We start from the raw sequence: 19,163 nt of genomic DNA on the forward strand, positions 1-19,163 counted from the left end.
GTCTCGGGCCGTACCCCGTCAGGCGTCGATGGACGCCTTGATGTCTTTCAGCAGGGTCTTTGCGCCCAGCGAAATCAGCGCATGCTCGGACCCCGTGGCGAGCAGACGATAGCCCATCGCCACGACACGGCCGGCAATTGCCGGTTCGACGACATAGATGGCGGCATGTTTTCCGGCCTTGCGGGTGCGTTCGGCAACCGACGCCACCGTCTCCATCATGCTCTCCAGCGTGGAATTGACCGTGGCGCCGTTGGTCCAGGCGATCGAGAAATCCGATGGCCCGAGGAAAATGCCGTCGATGCCCGGCGTGTCGAGAATGCCGTCGAGCGCGTCAAGCGCGGCGCGGGTCTCGACCATCGCAAACGCCATCGTGCGCTGGTTGGTGTCGCGCAGCCATTCGGCATAATCGCCCTTGCCATGGCGTGGAAAGGCATAGGTCGGACCCCATGAGCGCTCGCCGAGCGGCGGATACTTCATCGCCGCGGCGAACAGCTTTGCATCGGCCACCGAATTCACCATCGGCGCGATGACCGCCTCGGCGCCGAAATCGAGCGCCCGGCTGGCCATGTCGAAACGGCCGACGGGAATACGCACCAGTCCGGGCTTGCCGGTGGCGAGCACCGGCGCCAGACCGCGCAGCACGCTGTCTTCATGATGGCCGCCATGCTGCATATCGAGCGTGACGGCGTCGAAGCCCTGTTTGGCGAGGATCTCGACGGTCAGGGCATCCGGCACACCCGACCAGGCGGTGATCAGCGTTTCATCGGCGGCAAGGCGTGACTTCAGCGACATCTAATCTCTTTCCTCGTTGACGTCGCATCGGACCGAAAACCGGTTCGATTTCGGAAGCACGGTGCGACAACGCCATTAGCGTGAGAGCGACGTGCGTCCAACAGGACGCACGTCGCTCTCACGCAGTTCAGCCGGAAACCAAGGCAAAGGCAAAGAAAAACCGCCCGGCTTGGCCGGGCGGTCGATTGGTCCAGTCATTCTTCTTTGTCGCGGGTCCGGTCGCAAAACCGTGGGACATTCTTGCGGAACCTGCTCCGGCCCGGATCAGGTGTTTTTGATCTGCTCGATCGCCTGCGCCATCAGTTCGTCCATGGTGCGGCGGATCTGATGGTCCGACTGATCGACGCCGGCGGCATCGAAATCCTTGCGGATCTTGCGGAACACGTCGTGGTCGCCGGCTTCCTCGATATCGGAAACAACCACTTCCTTGGCGTAGGCGTCGGCGTCCGCACCCGACTTTCCGAGCTTTTCGGCGGCCCACAGGCCGAGCGCCTTGTTGCGGCGCGCCGAAGCCTTGAACCGAAGCTCCTCGTCGAATGCAAATTTGCGCTCGAAGCCCTCTTCGCGGTCTTTCATGCTGCTCATGGCGTCCCTCCGGTCAAATCCGATTCGTTGGCAAGGTGATATGTGTGTTGCCGAAGCACAAACCAAAAGGTCGCGAGCCGGTCAATACGCTTCGTCATATGCTGCGCTGCGGCATTTCAGTCCCGAAAGCGGTTGATTGGAAGGATTTGCCGATTGAGCAAACGATGTGATTGGGATAGACCCGGCATTGAACCCCGCCGTCGCCGCACTAATTTAGGCGGACGGACAGGAACTGGTCGCTTGCCGCCTGCCCGCAAATCCAGAGAAAAAATCAGATGAAAAATCGCCGCCGCATTTATGAAGGCAAGGCCAAAATCCTCTATGAGGGACCCGAACCCGGTACGCTGATCCAGTTCTTCAAGGACGATGCAACCGCGTTCAACAAGAAGAAGCACGAGGTCATCGACGGCAAGGGCGTGCTCAACAACCGGATTTCCGAGTACATTTTCAATCATTTGAACCGCATGGGCATTCCGACCCACTTCATCCGCCGGCTCAACATGCGCGAGCAACTGATCAAGGAAGTCGAGATCATCCCGCTCGAAGTGGTGGTGCGTAACGTCGCCGCCGGCTCGCTGTCGAAGCGCCTCGGCATCGAGGAAGGCACCGTTCTGCCGCGCTCGATCATCGAGTTCTACTACAAGGCCGACGCGCTCGACGATCCGATGGTGTCGGAAGAGCACATTACGGCGTTCGGCTGGGCCTCCCCGCAGGAGATCGACGATGTCATGGCGCTCGCCATCCGCGTCAACGATTTCCTCTCCGGCCTGTTCATGGGCGTCGGCATCCAGCTCGTCGATTTCAAGATCGAGTGCGGCCGCCTGTTCGAGGGCGACATGATGCGCATCGTCGTCGCCGATGAGATTTCGCCGGATTCCTGCCGCCTGTGGGATGTGGCGACGCAGGACAAGCTCGACAAGGACCGTTTCCGCCGCGACATGGGCGGCCTGGTCGAAGCCTACCAGGAAGTCGCCCGCCGCCTCGGCATCATGAACGAGAACGAGCCGCCACGCCCGACCGGCCCAGTGCTCGTCGCCTCGACCGACGGCCTCAAGGGTAAGCCGCACTAACCGAGAATTCGAACAGGAACCTGCCCAGTATGATCAAGGCTCGCATTACCGTCACTCTCAAGAACGGCGTCCTCGACCCGCAAGGCAAGGCGATCGAACACGCGCTGTCGGGGCTTGGCTTTGATGGCGTCGGCGCGGTGCGGCAGGGCAAGGTGTTCGACGTCGAACTGGCGGAAAGCGACAAGGCCAAGGCCGAAGCCGACCTGAAAGCCATGTGCGACAAGCTGCTGGCGAACACGGTGATCGAGAATTACGCGGTGGAGATCGCCTAACGTGAAATCAGCCGTTGTCCTCCTGCCTGGCCTCAATCGCGACCGCGACATGATCGCGGCGCTGACCAAGATTTCCGGCAAGGCGCCAGCCACCGTCTGGCAGACCGACACTGAAATCCCCGATGTCGACCTGATCGCCATTCCCGGCGGCTTTTCCTTCGGCGACTATCTGCGCTGTGGCGCCATCGCCGCGCGCATGCCGGTCATGCGGGCTGTCGCTGAAAAGGCGGCCAAGGGCGTGATGGTCATCGGCGTCTGCAACGGGTTTCAGATCCTGGTCGAGGCCGGCCTGCTGCCGGGTGCCTTGATGCGCAACAGTTCGCTGAAATTCGTTTGCCGGCAGGTAAAACTGCAGATCACCAACGCCAACACCATGTTCACTCGCGGCTATCAGCCGGGCCAGATCATCCGCTCGCCGGTGGCGCACCATGACGGCAACTATTTTGCCGACACAGAGACGCTCGCCCGCGTCGAAGGCGAAGGCCAGGTGGTGTTCCGCTATGCGGAAGGCACAAACCCCAACGGTTCGATCAACGACATTGCCGGCATCATCAACGACCAAGGCAATGTGCTCGGCCTGATGCCACATCCCGAAAACCTGATCGAAGCCGCCCATGGCGGCAGCGACGGCCGTGCACTCTTCGAAGGTGCGCTCGGTATCGCCGCTTGACGAGTTCAGCCGCGAATGCGGTAAAAATGACAAGGACATCAAGTCCATTGCTCTGGGGAGAGAGACGGTCATGAAACTCTATTCGCGGCCGTTGTCGCCCTACTCGTCGATCGTGCGCGCGCTGGCCTATATCAAGGACGTACCGCTCAAGATCATCGCGCCGCCGCCGGGTTTTCCGATCCCCGAGGAGTTTCGCGCCATCTCGCCGATGAACCGGATTCCGGTGCTGATCACCGGCTCGGGCGAAACCATTGTCGAATCGGTGGTCATCGCCGAATATCTCGAGGAACGGTTTCCGGAACCGGCGCTGCTGCCACCCGATTCCAAGGACCGCGCGCTGGTGCGCATGTTCGCCCGCATCACCGATCTCGACGTGCTGACGCCGACGATGAAGCTTTTCGAACTGCATTCCGTGCCGAAGCGCAACAATGCCGAGATCGACGCCCAATTCGCACGCCTGCACGACGGGTTGGCGGCGATCGAGGCGCGCATGGCGCAGGGCCCCTTCGCCCTCGGCAACGACATCAGCTTCGCCGATGCCTGGCTGACGCCGACCCGGTTCATCTTCAACAATTTCCGCGCCATGACGGGCCGCCAAGACCTGCTCGACGCCTATCCCAAATTCGATGCCTATGAGCAGATCGCGTCGCAGCATCCAGCCTTGTCGCGCGTATGGGGCGAGATGACCGACGGCCTGAAAATCTTTCTGTCCGAACTCGAGATGGGTGCCGCTTGATCAAGAGCAAGACGATCGTTCTCGTCGCCGCCGCAGGCCTTGTTCTGACATCGTGCCAATCGACCCCGAAAAGCACGCCTGTGCCCTCGGGCAAGAGTGCGTCACTGTTGGCCATGGAGCAGGTCGCAATCGCCGCCCACAAATGCTGGATCGCCAGCAAGGACCCGGCCTTCAGGCAATATCAGATGGCCAATGAGCTGAATTCCTTCAGCGGCACGCCGCGTTTCCTCTTGGTGCCGGCCAAGCACTATGGCGGAAAGCCATTGCTGGTCGTGCAGGCGCAAGGCAATTCGAGCCGCGTCGACGTGTTCGGACCGTTGATGAACGACCCGCTCGGCGCACGCATCGGTTCGGATATTGCGCGCTGGCAAGCCGGTAATCCGGCCTGCGCAGCGACCGCCTGACGATGGGCCGCTTCCTGCAGGTAGCGGGTCTGGCCATCGGTCTGGCCGGCCTTGTCCTGCAATTCTGCCTCACGATTCCAGCGTCGATGGAAGCCGGCCGCAGCCTGCTCGGCTCGATCGTGTTCTATTTCAGTTTCTTCACCATCCTGACCAACATCGGCGCGGTGCTGGTCCATACCTCGCTGCTGTCATCCAGCGGCTACGCGTGGCTACCCGCCTTCGCCGGCCCCCGGATGCGCGCTGGGGTCGCCGTGTCGATCGCCCTGGTCCTCATCGTCTACGCCACCGTTCTGGCGCGTCTGTGGCAGCCGCAGGGCCTGTTCCTGCTCTGCGATGTGCTGCTGCATTACGTGACGCCGGTTATCTTCGTGCTGTGGTGGCTGATATCAGGTGCCGACGGTAGAACGAGATGGAGCGACATTTCCTGGTGGGTACTCTATCCCATCGCCTACCTGGCCTATGCGCTGGCGAGGGCGCCGTTCGCCGGCGAGGTGCCCTACCCCTTCCTTGATGTTGCCAAGAACGGCGCAACCAGTGTCGCCATCGCTGCGCTGGCCATCACCGCGCTGTTTCTGGTGATATGCGTCGTTGCCGTTCTGGCCGATCGCGGCGTCGCGCGTCTCAGGACCAACAGCGTCCGGTAGGATCGGACCTATTCCCAGAAACGCCTGATACCTTCACGGTGGGCGTCGCAGCGCGAGATGCCGATATCCTTGAGCTGATCGTCGGTCATTTCCAGCAATGCCAGCCGGCTGCGCCGGCGTTCCAGCAAATGGTCTATCCATCGCGCCAGCGAACCGGCCACCCGCACCAGGCGGTTGACAAAGCCGCGACGACCCGACGGGCGGAGCGCCTGGCCTGCAAATGCTACTCTTGAAGGACGGATTGTCGCGATTGTATCCATTTTCTTTCTGCCAAAATTATTAATTGCACCCCCTTTTGGTGCGCGATTGATATGTATTGACTCAGATTTCGGTGCAATATAGAAAATTGTCACCATGACAAATTGGCTTCCAGATCTCACCGCCAGCACCGGACCGCTCTATCAACGCCTTGCGGACTCCATCGAAGCGGGCATCGACCAGGGCGTGATCGGTGCCGGAACAAAACTGCCGCCACAGCGCGACCTCGCCTACGACATCGGCGCCACCGTCGGCACGGTCGGCAGGGCCTACCAATTGCTGCGCGAGCGCGGGCTGGTGAGCGGCGAAGTGGGCCGTGGAACCTATGTGCTTGGCCAGCACGCCGACGGCGCGAAGCCGGAAGCGCCCGACGTCAGCGTGGAAGGCACCCGCACCGTCGATGCGCCGCAGGACAAGCTGCGTTTCGACAGCACGGCGGCACCCGATGTCGGCCAGGGCACCATTGTTGCCGATGTGCTGTCGCGCACCGCTCAGGATCATCCTCACGAGATTTCAAGCTATACGCGCGATTTTCCAACCCGCTGGTACGAAGCCGGCGCCCGCTGGCTGTCGCGCAACTCCTTGCGCCCAGCGGTCGACAGCATCGTTCCGACGCTCGGCACCCATGCCGCGGTGATGGCGGCGATCGCCGCACTCACCACGCCCGGCGACTACGTCGCCTTCGAACACCTCACCTATTCTCAGATTTCCCGCAGTGCCGGGTTGATCGGCCGGCGCACCGCGCTGGTGGCGTCGGACGACGAAGGTCTCGATCCCGAGGATTTCGAGCGCGTCTGCGCGCAAAAACATCCCAGGATGATCTTCCTGATGCCGACGGCCAAGAATCCGACACTGGTGACGCTGTCGGCGGCGCGCCGGGAGGCAATTGCGGGGATAGCGCGCGAATACAATGTTGTCCTGGTCGAGGATGACCTCTACGGCAACCTCACCGATGACCCGACACCGCTGCTTGCCGAATTCGCGCCCGAACGCACCATCGTCGCCAGCGGCCTGTCGAAATCGGTGGCGGCCGGCGTGCGCGGCGGCTGGCTCTCCTGCCCGCCCGCCTATCGCCACCGTATCCGTGTCGCCCACAAGATGATGACCGGCGGCATGCCCTTCCTGCTGGCGGAGGTGAATGCCCGCCTGGTGCTCTCTGGTCAGGCCGGCGAAATCCGCAAGCGCAGCATCGCTGAAATCAGCGCCCGCATCGCGATCGTGCGCGAGACGCTGGCCGGCTTCGCGTTCAAGTCACACGACAAGGTGCCCTTTGTCTGGCTGACTTTGCCCGATCCGTGGCTTTCCGGCACATTCAAGAATGCCTGCCTCGAACACGGCGTGCTGATCGACGACGAAGACGAGTTCAAGGCTGGCCGCTCCGAACAGGTCTTTCACGGCGTCCGCTTCGGCGTTTCGCAGCCGAGGCAGCGCGGCGATGTCGCCAACGGCGTTTCGGTCCTGCGTCGGCTTCTCGATGAGGGCCGTGCCGGCTACGACAGCTTCTCCTGAGAGCGCTGGGCCCGGATCAGCCTTCGGCCTTGAAGTTGCTGGCTTCCTCCTTGGCCTTGTCCTTGCCGTGCTTTTCGGCCAGTTCCTTGGCCTGCCCGGGTGAAACGTCGGTGGTCTCCGCGATACGCATGGCCTCCTTGTCCGAGAGGCGGTTGTCTTTCTTGCCTTGCCTGGTAGCCATGGTCCGATCTCCTGAATGGTCGGAGACGTAACGGCCGGGACATCATAGCGTTCCGCATTCGGCTTTGCCTTCCTCGTGCGGTCTCGCCCCGAAGATGGCCCGATGGGCGCCCGGAAAGACCCTGGTGCGGGCCTGCCCTGGTCTTCACCTTGTTGCTTTCTGTCTTTTTCCTCGGTCGACGGGTGTATCGGCCGCAAAGCTTGCGATAAGAGGAGACTCAAAATCCCCGCTTCCATGGACATTAATCGCCGCCCATGACCATTTCCAATTCCGTGCCGATCACCCCCGAGCTCATCGCCGCCCACGGGCTGAAGCCCGACGAGTATCAGCGCATCCTCGATCTCGTCGGACGCGAACCCAGCTTCACCGAACTCGGCATCTTCTCGGCGATGTGGAACGAGCACTGCTCCTACAAATCCTCGAAGAAGTGGCTGCGCACGCTGCCGACCACCGGGCCCCAGGTCATCCAGGGACCGGGCGAGAATGCCGGCGTCGTCGATATCGGCGATGGCGACTGCGTCGTCTTCAAGATGGAAAGCCACAACCACCCTTCCTTCATCGAGCCCTACCAGGGCGCGGCGACCGGCGTCGGCGGCATTCTGCGTGACGTCTTCACCATGGGCGCGCGGCCGATCGCGGCGATGAACGCGCTGCGCTTTGGCGCCCCCGACCACCCCAAGACCAGGCATCTCGTCGCCGGCGTGGTGTCGGGCGTCGGCGGCTACGGCAATTCCTTCGGCGTGCCGACGGTCGGCGGCGAGGTCAATTTCGATGCCCGCTACAACGGCAACATCCTGGTCAACGCCTTTGCCGCCGGTCTCGCCAAGACCAACGCCATCTTCCTCTCGGAAGCCAAGGGCGTCGGCCTGCCGGTCGTCTATCTCGGCGCCAAGACCGGCCGCGACGGCGTCGGCGGCGCCACCATGGCCTCGGCAGAGTTCGACGACAAGATCGACGAGAAGCGCCCGACCGTGCAGGTCGGCGATCCCTTCACCGAAAAATGCCTGCTGGAGGCCTGCCTCGAACTGATGGCCTCGGGTGCCGTCATCGCCATCCAGGACATGGGCGCGGCCGGCCTCACCTGTTCGGCGGTCGAGATGGGCGCCAAGGGCGACCTCGGCATCGAGCTCGACCTCGACAAGGTGCCGGTGCGCGAAGAGCGCATGAGCGCCTATGAGATGATGCTGTCGGAAAGCCAGGAGCGCATGCTGATGGTGCTGCGCCCCGAGAAGGAAAAGGAAGCCGAGGCGATCTTCCACAAATGGGGCCTCGACTTCGCCATCGTCGGCAAGACCACCGATGACCTGCGCTTCCGCGTCCTGCATCAAGGCGACCAGGTCGCCGACCTGCCGATCAAGGATCTCGGCGACAAGGCGCCGGAATATGACCGGCCATGGATCGAGCCGAAGAAGCCGGCGCCGCTTGCCGCCAATGACGTTCCGCAGGCCGATGTTGCGGACACGCTGCTGAAACTGCTCGGCGGCCCGGACCTGTCCTCGCGCCGCTGGGTGTGGGAGCAGTACGACACGCTGATCCAGGGCAATTCGCTGCAGCTCCCGGGCGGCGATGCCGGCGTGGTGCGGGTGGAAGGCCATGCGACCAAGGCGCTTGCCTTCTCGTCCGACGTGACGCCGCGCTATTGCGAGGCCGATCCCTATGAGGGCGGCAAGCAGGCGGTTGCCGAATGCTGGCGAAACCTGACCGCCACCGGCGCGGTGCCGCTGGCGGCCACCGACAACCTCAATTTCGGCAACCCGGAGCGGCCCGAGATCATGGGCCAGCTGGTCGGGGCGGTGAAGGGCATCGGCGATGCCTGTCGCGCGCTCGGCTTTCCGATCGTGTCCGGCAATGTCTCGCTCTACAACGAGACCAACGGCCAGGGTATCCTGCCGACACCGACCATTGGCGGCGTCGGCCTGATATCAGACTGGTCGAAGATGGTGCGGATCGGCTTTGCCGCGCAGGGCCAGATGATCCTGCTGGTCGGCGCCCCCGCCGCCTGGGGAACGCATCTTGGCCAGTCGGTCTATCTCAGAGACATCCATGGCCGCACGGACGGTCCGCCGCCGCCGGTCGACCTCGCTCATGAGAAGCGCGTCGGCGACCACGTGCGTTCGTTGATCGCGTCCGGCATCGTCACCGCGGCGCATGACGTTTCCGATGGCGGCATCGCCGTGGCGCTAGCCGAAATGGCGATGGCGTCCGGCATCGGCGCGACCGTTCCCGGCCTTGTCGGGACGGATCCGATCCCGGTCTGGTTCGGCGAGGACCAGGGCCGCTATCTCCTGACGCTGTCGATCGACCCGCATGGCGAGGAATGGGACGCCATCCGCAAGCAGCAGGGCGAACTCGGCATCTTCGCGCCGTGGATCGGCTCGACCGGCGGCGACGCGTTGAAGCTTGGCGATGGCAGGGCAATCCCTGTCAGCGACCTGACCGCCGTCCACGAAGGCTGGTTCCCGCGCTTCATGGACCAGGCCAGTTGAGCACACTGGCTGCCCGGGCGCTGCTCGCAGTCGTCTTCTGGCCGTCGCTGTTCTTCTTCTGGTTTCTCGGGCCGTTCGTCTTCTTCCTGCTGTCGACGACATCGAGCGAGGTTTGCACCAGGCTGGAAACGCGCGCCGAGTTCCTTGGCGCGGCCAATGGCACGCTTCCGATGCTGGCCCTGCAGACCCTCCTCTATGCGGTTCCGATCGCCTGCCTGGTGCTCTGGAGCCGGCTTTTGCCGGATCCGGCCCGGACGAGGCACATCGTCACCTGCATCAAGCTTTTCGCCGTCGCGGCAGTCCTCGGAGCCCTGTGGGAGTATGGCTCTTCGCTGGCCTGCGATGGTTACGGCCAACCGTTTTTCTCGCCCGCCTGGAAAATGACCAGCTATTTGCCGATCGCCAATCTGGCGGTCAACCTCCCCCTCTACGTGCTGGTCTTCAGCCTCGGCCGCGCCTTCTCGATGCGCGAAGACGACCCTGCGGCCGATGCGAACCGTCCGGACGAGAACGCGGCCTAGGTGACAATCGCGCCAGTGCCGGACGGAACGGCTTCAATCCCGGCCGGAAAGGCTTTAGGTTTACCCCGACTCTCATCGCACGGGCGCGTTGCCGCCCGCCCGAAACAGGAATTCTGCAATGGCAATGGACGCCCGCGACATAGAAAAACTGATCAAGGACGGCATACCGGATGCCCGCGTGACGATCCGCGACCTCGCCGGCGATGGCGACCACTACGCGGCGGAAGTCGTCGCCGAGAGCTTTCGCGGAAAAAGCCGCGTCCAGCAGCACCAGATGGTCTATGACGCGCTGAAGGGCAATATGGGCGGCGTGCTGCACGCGCTTGCCCTGCAGACCAGCGTCCCCGACTGAGGGCAGTTCCAGCCCATACCCGCTTGGCCCAATACCGCCCATCCTTTGCGCCATTTCGGCCATGGCGCGGCTAATGTCTTGTTTCGGGCAACCTATGGGTTTATTTGAAAGACATGCTTCGAGCCTGACTCCCACAGGCGTGAAAGGATGTTCCATGAGCGGTATCAACGACTACATCGACAATGAAGTGAAGGGCAACGACGTCGTCCTTTTCATGAAGGGCACGCCCGGTTTTCCGCAATGCGGTTTCTCCGGCCAGGTTGTCCAGATCCTCGACTATATCGGCGCCGACTACAAAGGCGTGAATGTCTTGGACTCGGCTGAACTGCGCCAAGGCATCAAGGACTACTCCAACTGGCCGACGATCCCGCAGCTCTACGTCAAGGGCGAATTCGTCGGCGGCTGCGATATTATCCGCGAGATGTTCCAGGCCGGCGAGTTGCAGACCTTCCTGGTCGAAAAGGGCGTGAGCGTCAAAGGCGCCGCCTGATTTCGGTTTCAGGTCCGTCGCAGCGACCGCGCTGAGTATCGGGTAGCCCCGCCTCGGCAATTTTTATGTCCCGATATCGGGACCAAGACGAGCCAATGCGCCGGCCCGCCGGCGCATTTTTGTTTTAGAGCGTTTCACCGTTTCATGGAAACGGCGAACCGCTCTAAATCTCTGTTTTGACGCAATTCCCAAGGGCAAGCGCTACGCGCTTGTCCCGGGAAAACCGCCCACACTTTTCCTGGAATTGCTCTAGAAGATCGGACTTGCCGTGGATCAGCAATCATCAGCGCCGCAATCGGCAAGCAAACTGCCTATTCCGCGCTGGGAGTTCATTGCGCTGTGCGCGGCGCTGATGGCGCTGAATTCCCTGGCCATCGACATCATGCTGCCGGCGCTGCAGCAGATCGGCGCCTCGCTCGGCGTCGAGAATGAAAACCACCGGCAATATGTGGTCACCGCCTACATTCTGGGTTTTGGTGGCGGCCAGCTGTTCTTCGGACCGATATCGGATCGTTTCGGCCGCCGCTCGCCGCTTGTCGCGGGTCTGATCATCTATGTGGCGGCAGCGGCCGCCGCGGCCATCGCGCCGAGCTTTGAAACGCTGCTGATATGTCGTGCCGTGCAAGGCATTGGCGCGGCCGCCACGCGCGTCATCGCGGTCTCGATCGTGCGCGATACATTCGACGGCCGGCGCATGGCCGAAGTCATGTCGCTGATCTTCATGGTGTTCATGGCGATACCGGTCATCGCGCCCGGCATCGGCCAGGTCATCATGCTGTTCGCGACCTGGCACTACATCTTCGTTACCATGGCCGTCGGCGCGCTGATCGTGTCGGCGTGGTCGCTGGTGCGGCTGCCTGAAACGCTGCACCCCGAATATCGCCGGTCCCTGACGTTCTCCTCCGTCGTCGGCGGATTCCGCATCGTGCTCACCAATCGCATCGCGCTCTGCTACGCCTTTGCCAGCACCTTCGTCTTCGCTGCCATGTTCGGCTTCATCGCCTCGGCACAGCAGATCTATGTCGACATCTTCCATGTCGGCGAGATGTTCCCGGTCATCTTCGCCGGGGTCGCGGGCGTGCTCGCCTTCTCCAATTTTCTGAATTCGCGCCTTGTCGGCCGTATCGGCATGCGCCGGCTGTCGCAAAGCGCGCTGCTTTTGTTTCTGGTCATCAGCCTGGTCTGGCTGGTCGTTTCGCTGGAAATCAAGATGCCGCTCTGGCTGTTCGTCACCTTCTTTGCCAGCGCCATGCTTCCCTTCGGCGCGCTCGGTGCCAATTTCAACGCCTTGGCCATGGAGCCGCTCGGCCAACTGGCCGGCACCGCGTCGTCCATCCTGGGTTTCATGCAGACGTTCCTCGGCGGCATTCTCGGCACGCTGATCGGCCAGGCGTTCAACGGCACGGTGACGCCGCTTGCCGCCGGCTTCTGCAGCGTCTCGGTCGCGGCGCTGCTGATGATCCTCATCGCCGAGCGCGGCAAGATGTTCCAGCCGCACAACCCACCCGTTTCAGGGCATATAACCGACCTGCACTAGATCTTGCCGTCCGCCGCAGGAGTTAAGCCTGCTCAGCCCACAGCTCGCGACGCAGTTCACGCCAGCTCTCCTTGTCGGGAGCGACCAGCAGGCCGCCGCCGACATGCGACGGCAGGTAAGGGCTGCCGTCGAAGCGCGCGGCATGGCCGCCGGCTTCGGCATGGATCAGCGCACCGGCGAGATGATCCCACGGCATCAGCTTGTTGTAGACGACGAAATGGCCGTGACCGCTGGCCAGCAAGCGGTATTCATGGGCGGCGCAGCGGTAGTTGAACTGCGACAGCGTCTTGGTCTGGTTGCAGGCCAGCCGCGTGCGGTCCGGCTCGGCCATGTATTGCCATGAGACCGCGCCGGTCATCTCCGAGATCGGCGCACTCGCGGCAACCCGCACCCGCTCGAGCGTGCCGTGGGCATGGCGGATATGGCTGCCGGCGCCCTTGGCGCCGATCAGCCAGTCCTTGCCGACCGGATCGTGGATGATGCCGGCGACTGTTTCGCCCTGGACCACGACGGCAAGCATGACACCAAACAGCGGCACCCCTGAGGCGAAATTGAAGGTGCCGTCAACCGGGTCTATGACGAAGGCCAGATCGGCATCACCCAGACCGTCGAGCAGCGCCGGGTCGTCGGAACAGGCTTCCTCGCCGACAACCATGGCCGAGGGATAACGCTGGCGCAGCCTGACGGTGATCAGCCGCTCGGCGTTGACGTCCGCTTCCGTCACCAGGTCGGCGGCGGAGGTCTTCTGTCTGATGTCGCCACCGCCCAGCCGGCGAAAGCGGGGCATGATTTCGGTGTCGGCCGCCTCGGCCAGCAGGCTGGCCAGCCAGTCGATCTCGTTGTCGTCAAATGTCATCGGAAGTGTCTTGTCCTGTGATGAGGGTTTGGTTCAGGGCGGCAAAATCGAACAGTTTCCTGTCGAGCAAATGTGACGGCCTGGTGTTGGACAGCGCACGGATCATCGTGTCCTTGCGGCCGGGCATGCGTTTTTCGATGTCATCCAGCATCGCCTTCATGGCGTTGCGCTGGAGGCCTTCCTGGCTGCCGCAAAGGTCGCAAGGGATAATCGGGAACCGCATCGCCGCGGCGAATTTTTCGAGATCGATCTCGGCGCTGTAGCTCAGCGGCCGCAGCACCATGACGTCGCCTTCGTCATTGAGCAGTTTTGGCGGCATGGCGGCGAGGCGGCCGCCATGGAACAGGTTCATGAAGAAGGTCTCTAGAATGTCCTCGCGGTGATGGCCGAGCACCAGCGCCGAACAGCCCTCTTCCCGCGCGACGCGGTAGAGATGGCCGCGCCGCAGCCGCGAGCAGAGCGAGCAATAGGTACTTCCCTGCGGCAGCTTGTCGGTGACGACCGAATAGGTGTCCTGGTACTCGATGCGGTGCGCAATGCCATTGGCGTTGAGGTAGTCCGGCAGGATGTGCTTGGGAAAGTTCGGCTGGCCCTGGTCGAGATTGCAGGCCAGCAAATCGACCGGCAGCAGCCCGCGCCATTTGAGATCGAGCAAGATAGCGAGCAGGCCGTAGGAATCCTTGCCGCCCGACAGCGCGACCAGCCAGCGCTGGCCCGGCTCCACCATCGAAAAATCCTCGATCGCCTGGCGAGTCAGCCGCAGCAGCCGCTTGCGCAATTTGTTGAACTCGACCGAGGATGGCACATCGGCGAACAGCGGGTGGGAGCCGCCTTCGGCAACAGGTTCAAGCGTCTCGATGTCTGGCAGCATATTCATGGCGCGGCGGCCCCGGAGATGTGACTTCCGCCCGGATTAGCGCATCGGCCGGAAAATCGAAACGGCAAAGCGGATGCGCCAAACAAAAAGGCCGCCTCGAGGGCGGCCTTTCCGATATCGCAGAAAAGCGTTCGCTTAGCGCGAATAGAATTCGACGACCAGGTTCGGCTCCATCTGGACCGCGAACGGAACGTCCGCAAGGCCGGGAATACGTGAGAAGGTCGCGACCATCTTATTGTGATCGGCTTCGATGTAGTCCGGAACGTCACGCTCGGCGAGGCCGACCGATTCCAGGACGATGACCAGCTGCTTCGACTTCTCGCGCACTTCGACGACGTCGCCCGGCTTGCAGCGGTACGAGCCGATGTTGACGCGCTTGCCGTTGACGTTGATGTGGCCGTGGTTGACGAACTGACGGGCAGCAAAAATGGTCGGCACGAACTTGGCGCGGTAGACGACCGCGTCGAGACGCGATTCGAGCAGGCCGATCAGGTTCTCCGAGGTGTCGCCCTTGCGGCGGTCGGCCTCTTCATAGACCTTGCGGAACTGCTTTTCCGAAACGTCGCCATAGTGACCCTTCAGCTTCTGCTTGGCGCGCAGCTGCAGGCCGAAGTCGGAAAGCTTGCCCTTGCGGCGCTGGCCATGCTGGCCCGGGCCGTATTCACGCTTGTTGACCGGGGACTTCGGGCGGCCCCAGATGTTTTCGCCGAGACGGCGGTCGATCTTGTATTTCGCGGATTCGCGCTTGCTCATCGCATTCCCTTTTCAAAACAACACACCCGGCACCTCATGGCCCGGGTGAAGGAAACGCGCCCTCCTCTGGCCTCCGTTTTCGAGACCTGACAGGGTTTTCCCACGCAACGCGGCGGAAAACCCACGGGACACGTCAGTTCAAACAAAACCAGAAACAACCAAGGCAACCGGTCTTGCGCATATAAAACAAACACCAGACATCGCTGCCCGGCGTTGGCGGCTGGTTAAACCGAGATTTAACCGGTGTCAAGCTTGTGAGTGGCGCGGCGCAACGCAACCCTATAGCGTTCCCGGCGTTATGCGATGCCGGATGTGGGCGGGAAGTTTGCGCCAACGGCACCAGGAAGGGATCTGGAGCTAGAGGAGTCCAATTAGCATGAAGAAGTTCTTCCTTACCCTGGCCGGTGCCGCGGTACTGGCCGGATCGATGGCGGTTGCGCCGGAACCGGCGATGGCGCGCCATTGGCAGGGCCACAAACAGGTCTGCCGCGTCATCGTCAAGAAGCGGGTGGTGTGGCGGCACGGCCATCGCAAGGTGATCGTACAGAAGGTGCGGCGTTGCCACCGCTGGTAAGGCGAACAGTCCAGCAATCTCCGAGGGCCAGCGAACTGTCGCTGGCCCTTTTCATTCAATGAGTGCGGAGCCCGGCTCTAAGCCCTCAGTCCTTGGATTTTTTCTCCGGCAGACCTTTGCGCTTCGTCTCGGCGAATTCCTCGAGTTGTTGTTCGCTCATCGATTCGTACATTTCGCGTGAGGCGCCTTTGAGTTCGCTCTTTTTGGTCTCCCCGCGCTTGGCGGAGAGCGCGGCGCCGGCGGCTTTCTGCTGGGCTTTCGAGGTGGCAGGCATGGCGGTTTCTCCTCTTCTGTCAGAAGAAACGCCGCGCTTGTGCGGCAGTTCCAGCGCCAGTGGTCCAGTTCCTCGCCGGGATCAATTCGCAGCCTTTCCGTGTCCGGAACTCCAGTGTAGGACGGCTGGATGAAGTCTCTGACAGACCCCTCACAAGCTCTCTCCTCCGGCCTGACGAAAATCCGCACCGAATTCCACGTGCCGGATGGATTTCCGGCTGAGGTCATGGCCGCTGCGGAGGCGGCGGCCCGACGTGTGCCGAACCAGCATGCCGATCGAACGGACATGCCCTTCGTTACGCTCGATCCGGCAACCTCCACCGACCTTGACCAGGCGTTCTCGATCGAGGCGAGCGGCAGCGATCTTCTGCTGCGCTATGCCATTGCCGACGTGGCCTGGTTCGTCGAGGACGGTGACGCGATCGACCTCGAAGCCTGGACGCGGGGCGAGACATTTTACTTGCCGGACGGCAAGGCCGGACTCTACCCGCCGGCACTTGCCGAGGGTGCGGCGAGCCTGTTGCCGGATGGACCGCGTCCTGCTGTCATCTTCACCGTCCGGGTCGCCGAAGACGGCGCGGCGAAGTTGGACGGCGCGGAGCGGGCAATCATTCGAAGCCGTGCGAAGCTCGCCTATGACAGCGTCAAGGCTTCCGACGTTCCGGCCGGCTTCGCTGAAATGGCGCGGCGCATGGCGATGAACGAAAAACGTCGTGGCGCGTCACGCGTCGACCCACCCGAGCAGGAGGTTGAAAGGCTCGCCGATGGCACATTCCGGCTGTCCTTCAGACCGCTCCTGCAATCCGAACAGGACAATGCCGCGCTTTCGCTGGCTGCCAACATAGCGATCGCCGACGCCATGTTTGCGCACAAGACCGGGCTGTTCCGCGTGATGTCCGGGCCGGACGCGTCCAAGGTGCAGAGACTTCGCAACGCGGCGCAGGCGCTCGACCTGTCCTGGCCCGCCTCAACCAGCCTGCGCGACTACCAGCGCACGCTCGATCCGGCTGACCCGAAACAGGCTGCGTTGATGCTGGAAATCCGCCGCGCAGGCAACGGCGCGTCCTACCAGCCCTACCAGGAAGGTGTCGTTCCCTGGCATGAGGCGATGGCCGCGACCTATGCTCACGCCACCGCGCCGCTCAGGCGGCTGGCCGACCGCTATGTCGTGCGCTGCGCGCTGGCAATCGCCAACGGCCAGCCTGTGCCGCAGCCAGTCACCGATGCGTTCACCAAATTGCCGAAGGTGATGGGGCGTGCGGATAGCCGCGCTTCCCAGATCAACCATGCGGCCATCGACCTTGCCGAGGCGGTCATGCTCAGGGGACGCGAGGGGGAAACGTTCAAAGCCGTAGTCACCGACTTCGTCGACCATGGCGTACGCGTTCAGCTTGCCGACATGCCAGTCGTTGCCACGGTGAAGGCCACCGGGATCAGACAGGGCGACAGCCTGACGCTAAGGCTGGCCTCGGCCGATCCGGATCAACGCAGCATCGTCTTCGAGCCTGTTTAAGCGGCGGACGTTTCCACCACCAGTCCAAAGCCCTGCATCAGCCGGCTGACGGCAAAATCGGCCTTGCCCGAGGTGAAGACCGCGATATCGGGTTCGCCTTGCGGCAGCGCCCCATCGACGGGCGGCAGCAGTGAAAGCGCCCGCCGGGCGATCGCTTCGGCGGGATCGATCCAGTCGACCGGCCAGGGCGCCGTCTTGCGCATGCGATTGACCAGGAACGGATAATGCGTGCAGGCGAGTACGACGATGTCGGTCCGCATACCGTCACGCTCGATGAAGCAAGGCGCGATCTCGGCCCGCACGGCCTCCTCGTCGACAAAGCCCTCGCGCATATAGACTTCCGCAAGACCCGCCAGCCTGTCGCTGCCAACCAGGCGGACATGGCATTTCTGCGCCCACTTGCTGATCAGGTCACGTGTGTATTGCCGCTTCACCGTGCCGGGCGTCGCCAGCACCGAGACCAGGCCCGAGCGGGTACGTTCCGCCGCCGGCTTGACCGCCGGCACGGTGCCGACGAAGGGATGGCCGGGAAAGGCATCGCGCAAGGCGTCGATCACCAGTGTCGAGGCGGTGTTGCAGGCGATGACGGAAATCGCCGGCGTGAACCTGTCGAGCAGTTTGCCGAAGAGATCGAGTATGTGGGTGCGCAACGCCGGTTCTTCCCAGGCGCCGAAGGGAAAGGCGGCGTCGTCCGCGACATAGATGAAGCGCCGGTCTGGCATCAGCACACGTGCCTCGCGCAAAACGGTCAGCCCGCCGACGCCGGAATCGAACATCAGGATCGGCAGGTCAGTCATTGTCGGTTCCCTTGCCGCCCAGCGGCGGTGCGTCCTCATCGTCACCGGCAGGCCGGTGCGCCGGGTGATCGGCTTCTGCCTTGCCGGCGCGCGCGGCGGCCGGAAGCCGCCTGGGATCATCGCCCGGCGAACCATCGCCGCGCGGCATCGCCGGCGAGAACCTGTCGAGGGACGAGATGATGCCGCGCAGCACCTTGAGCTCCGGCTCGGCAAAGCCGGCACGCGTCAGCACGGCACGCAGATTGTCGACCATTTTCGGCTTCTTCGGCGCTGGCCGGAAATAGCCGCGCGCTTCCAATGCGCCTTCGAGATAGGCAAACAGGCCGTGCAATTCTTCCTTGCTGGCCGGTTTCATCTCCGGCCCGGTGAAGTTGGTCTTGGTCTCGTCCTCCAGGCCTGACTTCATCCACTCATAGGACATCAGCAGCGCGGCCTGGGCGATGTTGAGCGAGGAGAAATCGGGATCGACGGGAAAGGTGACGATCTCGTCGGCAAGCCCGACTTCGTCATTGTAGAGACCGAAGCGCTCGCGGCCGAACAGGATGCCAGTGCGCTGCCCCATACCGTGGCGGGCGCGGAGCACCCTGCCCGCTTCCACGGGGCCGCGCACGGCCTTGAAGCCGTCGCGCTGCCTGGCGGTGGTGGCGAAAACGAAATTCAAATCGGCAAGCGCCGAGGCCAGGTCGTCGAACACTTTCACGGCGTCTATGACATGGTCGGCGCGGCTGGCGGCGGCGCGCGCCTTCTCGCTCGGCCAGCCGTCGCGCGGATTGACAAGGCGCAGTTCGACGAGGCCGAAATTGGCCATGGCGCGGGCAACCATGCCGATGTTCTCGCCAAGCTGCGGCTCGACCAGGATGATCGCCGGGCCGGCGGGTGGGATGTTATCGGGATCTTGGGTGACGGGCATGATTGTCAAAGAACTGCTGTTTGCGGCATTTCAGCGTCCCCTGCCATATTCGGCCGCGAAAATGAAGCATTCGCAAATGACGGCGGCCATTGCCTCGCATTCG

The 19,163-nt window shown here is 62.9% G+C and carries 24 protein-coding genes; 14 read left to right on the top strand and 10 right to left on the bottom strand.

Annotated elements, in window-relative coordinates; genetic code table 11:
• Positions 1-18 precede the first annotated feature (18 nt).
• Together EB815_RS24095 and EB815_RS24100 are read right to left on the bottom strand one after the other, a co-directional pair.
• On the bottom strand, positions 19-792 hold the full coding sequence (locus EB815_RS24095) for an HpcH/HpaI aldolase family protein (protein WP_056562202.1): 774 nt from the start codon (positions 790-792) through the stop codon (positions 19-21).
• A gap of 264 nt (positions 793-1,056) precedes the next feature.
• On the bottom strand, positions 1,057-1,377 hold the full coding sequence (locus EB815_RS24100; protein WP_056562205.1) for a DUF1476 domain-containing protein: 321 nt from the start codon (positions 1,375-1,377) through the stop codon (positions 1,057-1,059).
• A gap of 275 nt (positions 1,378-1,652) precedes the next feature.
• On the opposite strand from EB815_RS24100, the gene purC reads away from it, so the two are divergent.
• The 6 genes from purC to EB815_RS24130 all read left to right on the top strand — a co-directional run bounded on the left by purC (position 1,653) and on the right by EB815_RS24130 (position 5,173).
• Positions 1,653-2,447 (top strand): phosphoribosylaminoimidazolesuccinocarboxamide synthase, encoded by a 795-nt coding sequence (purC, locus tag EB815_RS24105; protein ID WP_013532127.1) that lies wholly within the window; start codon positions 1,653-1,655, stop codon positions 2,445-2,447.
• Positions 2,448-2,476: 29 nt separating this feature from the next.
• A complete protein-coding gene (gene purS / locus EB815_RS24110; protein WP_027051636.1) occupies positions 2,477-2,719 on the top strand; it encodes a phosphoribosylformylglycinamidine synthase subunit PurS in 243 nt (80 codons plus the stop codon).
• A 1-nt stretch (position 2,720) separates the two neighbouring features.
• Complete coding sequence (gene purQ, locus EB815_RS24115; protein WP_056562208.1) at positions 2,721-3,389, top strand: phosphoribosylformylglycinamidine synthase subunit PurQ; 669 nt, start codon at positions 2,721-2,723, stop codon at positions 3,387-3,389.
• Between the two features lie 70 nt (positions 3,390-3,459).
• Positions 3,460-4,125 carry a glutathione S-transferase family protein gene (locus EB815_RS24120; RefSeq protein WP_056565397.1) on the top strand — a complete coding sequence of 222 codons (666 nt, stop codon included), beginning with the start codon at positions 3,460-3,462 and terminating at the stop codon, positions 4,123-4,125.
• Positions 4,122-4,529 (top strand): hypothetical protein, encoded by a 408-nt coding sequence (locus EB815_RS24125; RefSeq protein ID WP_056562211.1) that lies wholly within the window; start codon positions 4,122-4,124, stop codon positions 4,527-4,529. Before EB815_RS24120 ends, EB815_RS24125 begins: the two co-directional genes overlap by 4 nt.
• A gap of 2 nt (positions 4,530-4,531) precedes the next feature.
• Entirely contained in the window at positions 4,532-5,173 is a 642-nt protein-coding gene (locus tag EB815_RS24130) for a Pr6Pr family membrane protein (protein WP_056562213.1), read from the top strand.
• Between the two features lie 8 nt (positions 5,174-5,181).
• On the opposite strand, the gene EB815_RS24135 is transcribed toward EB815_RS24130, so the two are convergent.
• Complete coding sequence (locus tag EB815_RS24135; protein WP_056562216.1) at positions 5,182-5,433, bottom strand: DUF1127 domain-containing protein; 252 nt, start codon at positions 5,431-5,433, stop codon at positions 5,182-5,184.
• 94 nt (positions 5,434-5,527) lie between these two features.
• On the opposite strand from EB815_RS24135, the gene EB815_RS24140 reads away from it, so the two are divergent.
• Positions 5,528-6,940 carry a PLP-dependent aminotransferase family protein gene (locus tag EB815_RS24140; protein WP_056562220.1) on the top strand — a complete coding sequence of 471 codons (1,413 nt, stop codon included), beginning with the start codon at positions 5,528-5,530 and terminating at the stop codon, positions 6,938-6,940.
• A gap of 16 nt (positions 6,941-6,956) precedes the next feature.
• Here EB815_RS24140 and EB815_RS24145 read toward each other — a convergent pair whose 3' ends face one another.
• Positions 6,957-7,121, bottom strand: coding sequence for a hypothetical protein (locus EB815_RS24145; RefSeq protein WP_171883315.1), 165 nt, complete (start codon positions 7,119-7,121; stop codon positions 6,957-6,959).
• 254 nt (positions 7,122-7,375) lie between these two features.
• Here EB815_RS24145 and purL point away from each other — a divergent pair, with 254 nt between their 5' ends.
• From purL to EB815_RS24170, 5 genes are all read left to right on the top strand, one after another.
• Positions 7,376-9,607, top strand: a complete 2,232-nt coding sequence (gene purL, locus EB815_RS24150) for a phosphoribosylformylglycinamidine synthase subunit PurL (RefSeq protein WP_056562222.1) — start codon at positions 7,376-7,378, stop codon at positions 9,605-9,607.
• Positions 9,604-10,128 (top strand): hypothetical protein, encoded by a 525-nt coding sequence (locus EB815_RS24155; protein WP_056562225.1) that lies wholly within the window; start codon positions 9,604-9,606, stop codon positions 10,126-10,128. The genes purL and EB815_RS24155 overlap by 4 nt, the downstream gene beginning before the upstream one ends.
• A 118-nt stretch (positions 10,129-10,246) precedes the next feature.
• Positions 10,247-10,480: a BolA/IbaG family iron-sulfur metabolism protein gene (locus EB815_RS24160; protein ID WP_056562227.1), complete on the top strand. Its 234-nt coding sequence runs from the start codon at positions 10,247-10,249 to the stop codon at positions 10,478-10,480.
• 154 nt (positions 10,481-10,634) lie between these two features.
• Complete coding sequence (gene grxD, locus EB815_RS24165; protein WP_013895877.1) at positions 10,635-10,970, top strand: Grx4 family monothiol glutaredoxin; 336 nt, start codon at positions 10,635-10,637, stop codon at positions 10,968-10,970.
• Between the two features lie 268 nt (positions 10,971-11,238).
• Positions 11,239-12,507 carry a multidrug effflux MFS transporter gene (locus EB815_RS24170; protein WP_081294720.1) on the top strand — a complete coding sequence of 423 codons (1,269 nt, stop codon included), beginning with the start codon at positions 11,239-11,241 and terminating at the stop codon, positions 12,505-12,507.
• A gap of 22 nt (positions 12,508-12,529) precedes the next feature.
• On the opposite strand, the gene EB815_RS24175 is transcribed toward EB815_RS24170, so the two are convergent.
• From EB815_RS24175 to rpsD, 3 genes are all read right to left on the bottom strand, one after another.
• Positions 12,530-13,363, bottom strand: coding sequence for an inositol monophosphatase family protein (locus EB815_RS24175; RefSeq protein WP_056562230.1), 834 nt, complete (start codon positions 13,361-13,363; stop codon positions 12,530-12,532).
• Entirely contained in the window at positions 13,353-14,240 is an 888-nt protein-coding gene (gene ttcA / locus EB815_RS24180; protein WP_056562233.1) for a tRNA 2-thiocytidine(32) synthetase TtcA, read from the bottom strand. Before ttcA ends, EB815_RS24175 begins: the two co-directional genes overlap by 11 nt.
• 135 nt (positions 14,241-14,375) lie before the next feature.
• On the bottom strand, positions 14,376-14,993 hold the full coding sequence (gene rpsD, locus EB815_RS24185; RefSeq protein ID WP_056562236.1) for a 30S ribosomal protein S4: 618 nt from the start codon (positions 14,991-14,993) through the stop codon (positions 14,376-14,378).
• A gap of 376 nt (positions 14,994-15,369) precedes the next feature.
• On the opposite strand from rpsD, the gene EB815_RS24190 reads away from it, so the two are divergent.
• Complete coding sequence (locus EB815_RS24190; protein WP_056562239.1) at positions 15,370-15,567, top strand: hypothetical protein; 198 nt, start codon at positions 15,370-15,372, stop codon at positions 15,565-15,567.
• Between the two features lie 85 nt (positions 15,568-15,652).
• On the opposite strand, the gene EB815_RS24195 is transcribed toward EB815_RS24190, so the two are convergent.
• On the bottom strand, positions 15,653-15,841 hold the full coding sequence (locus EB815_RS24195; protein ID WP_056562242.1) for a DUF3008 family protein: 189 nt from the start codon (positions 15,839-15,841) through the stop codon (positions 15,653-15,655).
• A 129-nt stretch (positions 15,842-15,970) separates the two neighbouring features.
• Between EB815_RS24195 and EB815_RS24200 the strand changes: the two genes are divergently transcribed.
• Entirely contained in the window at positions 15,971-17,353 is a 1,383-nt protein-coding gene (locus tag EB815_RS24200) for an RNB domain-containing ribonuclease (RefSeq protein WP_056562244.1), read from the top strand.
• Here the strand turns inward: EB815_RS24200 and murI are convergent.
• Both murI and EB815_RS24210 read right to left on the bottom strand, forming a co-directional pair.
• Positions 17,350-18,150: a glutamate racemase gene (gene murI, locus EB815_RS24205; protein WP_056562247.1), complete on the bottom strand. Its 801-nt coding sequence runs from the start codon at positions 18,148-18,150 to the stop codon at positions 17,350-17,352. The genes EB815_RS24200 and murI overlap by 4 nt on opposite strands.
• Positions 18,143-19,060, bottom strand: coding sequence for an RNA methyltransferase (locus EB815_RS24210; protein WP_056562251.1), 918 nt, complete (start codon positions 19,058-19,060; stop codon positions 18,143-18,145). Before EB815_RS24210 ends, murI begins: the two co-directional genes overlap by 8 nt.
• Positions 19,061-19,163 lie beyond the last annotated feature (103 nt).

This window comes from Mesorhizobium loti, assembly GCF_013170705.1.
Lineage (GTDB): Bacteria > Pseudomonadota > Alphaproteobacteria > Rhizobiales > Rhizobiaceae > Mesorhizobium > Mesorhizobium loti_D.

Excerpts from the sequence above, each read along its gene's own strand:
- murI (WP_056562247.1), bottom strand. The coding sequence starts at position 18,150 with ATGACTGACCTGCCGATCCTGATGTTCGATTCCGGCGTCGGCGGGCTG.
- EB815_RS24100 (WP_056562205.1), bottom strand. The coding sequence starts at position 1,377 with ATGAGCAGCATGAAAGACCGCGAAGAGGGCTTCGAGCGCAAATTTGCA.
- rpsD (WP_056562236.1), bottom strand. The coding sequence starts at position 14,993 with ATGAGCAAGCGCGAATCCGCGAAATACAAGATCGACCGCCGTCTCGGC.
- grxD (WP_013895877.1), top strand. The coding sequence starts at position 10,635 with ATGAGCGGTATCAACGACTACATCGACAATGAAGTGAAGGGCAACGAC.
- EB815_RS24145 (WP_171883315.1), bottom strand. The coding sequence starts at position 7,121 with ATGGCTACCAGGCAAGGCAAGAAAGACAACCGCCTCTCGGACAAGGAG.
- EB815_RS24210 (WP_056562251.1), bottom strand. The coding sequence starts at position 19,060 with ATGCCCGTCACCCAAGATCCCGATAACATCCCACCCGCCGGCCCGGCG.
- EB815_RS24095 (WP_056562202.1), bottom strand. The coding sequence starts at position 792 with ATGTCGCTGAAGTCACGCCTTGCCGCCGATGAAACGCTGATCACCGCC.
- EB815_RS24195 (WP_056562242.1), bottom strand. The coding sequence starts at position 15,841 with ATGCCTGCCACCTCGAAAGCCCAGCAGAAAGCCGCCGGCGCCGCGCTC.
- ttcA (WP_056562233.1), bottom strand. The coding sequence starts at position 14,240 with ATGAATATGCTGCCAGACATCGAGACGCTTGAACCTGTTGCCGAAGGC.
- purC (WP_013532127.1), top strand. The coding sequence starts at position 1,653 with ATGAAAAATCGCCGCCGCATTTATGAAGGCAAGGCCAAAATCCTCTAT.
- EB815_RS24135 (WP_056562216.1), bottom strand. The coding sequence starts at position 5,433 with ATGGATACAATCGCGACAATCCGTCCTTCAAGAGTAGCATTTGCAGGC.
- EB815_RS24175 (WP_056562230.1), bottom strand. The coding sequence starts at position 13,363 with ATGACATTTGACGACAACGAGATCGACTGGCTGGCCAGCCTGCTGGCC.
- EB815_RS24120 (WP_056565397.1), top strand. The coding sequence starts at position 3,460 with ATGAAACTCTATTCGCGGCCGTTGTCGCCCTACTCGTCGATCGTGCGC.
- purS (WP_027051636.1), top strand. The coding sequence starts at position 2,477 with ATGATCAAGGCTCGCATTACCGTCACTCTCAAGAACGGCGTCCTCGAC.
- EB815_RS24130 (WP_056562213.1), top strand. The coding sequence starts at position 4,532 with ATGGGCCGCTTCCTGCAGGTAGCGGGTCTGGCCATCGGTCTGGCCGGC.
- purL (WP_056562222.1), top strand. The coding sequence starts at position 7,376 with ATGACCATTTCCAATTCCGTGCCGATCACCCCCGAGCTCATCGCCGCC.
- EB815_RS24140 (WP_056562220.1), top strand. The coding sequence starts at position 5,528 with ATGACAAATTGGCTTCCAGATCTCACCGCCAGCACCGGACCGCTCTAT.
- EB815_RS24200 (WP_056562244.1), top strand. The coding sequence starts at position 15,971 with ATGAAGTCTCTGACAGACCCCTCACAAGCTCTCTCCTCCGGCCTGACG.
- EB815_RS24190 (WP_056562239.1), top strand. The coding sequence starts at position 15,370 with ATGAAGAAGTTCTTCCTTACCCTGGCCGGTGCCGCGGTACTGGCCGGA.
- EB815_RS24160 (WP_056562227.1), top strand. The coding sequence starts at position 10,247 with ATGGCAATGGACGCCCGCGACATAGAAAAACTGATCAAGGACGGCATA.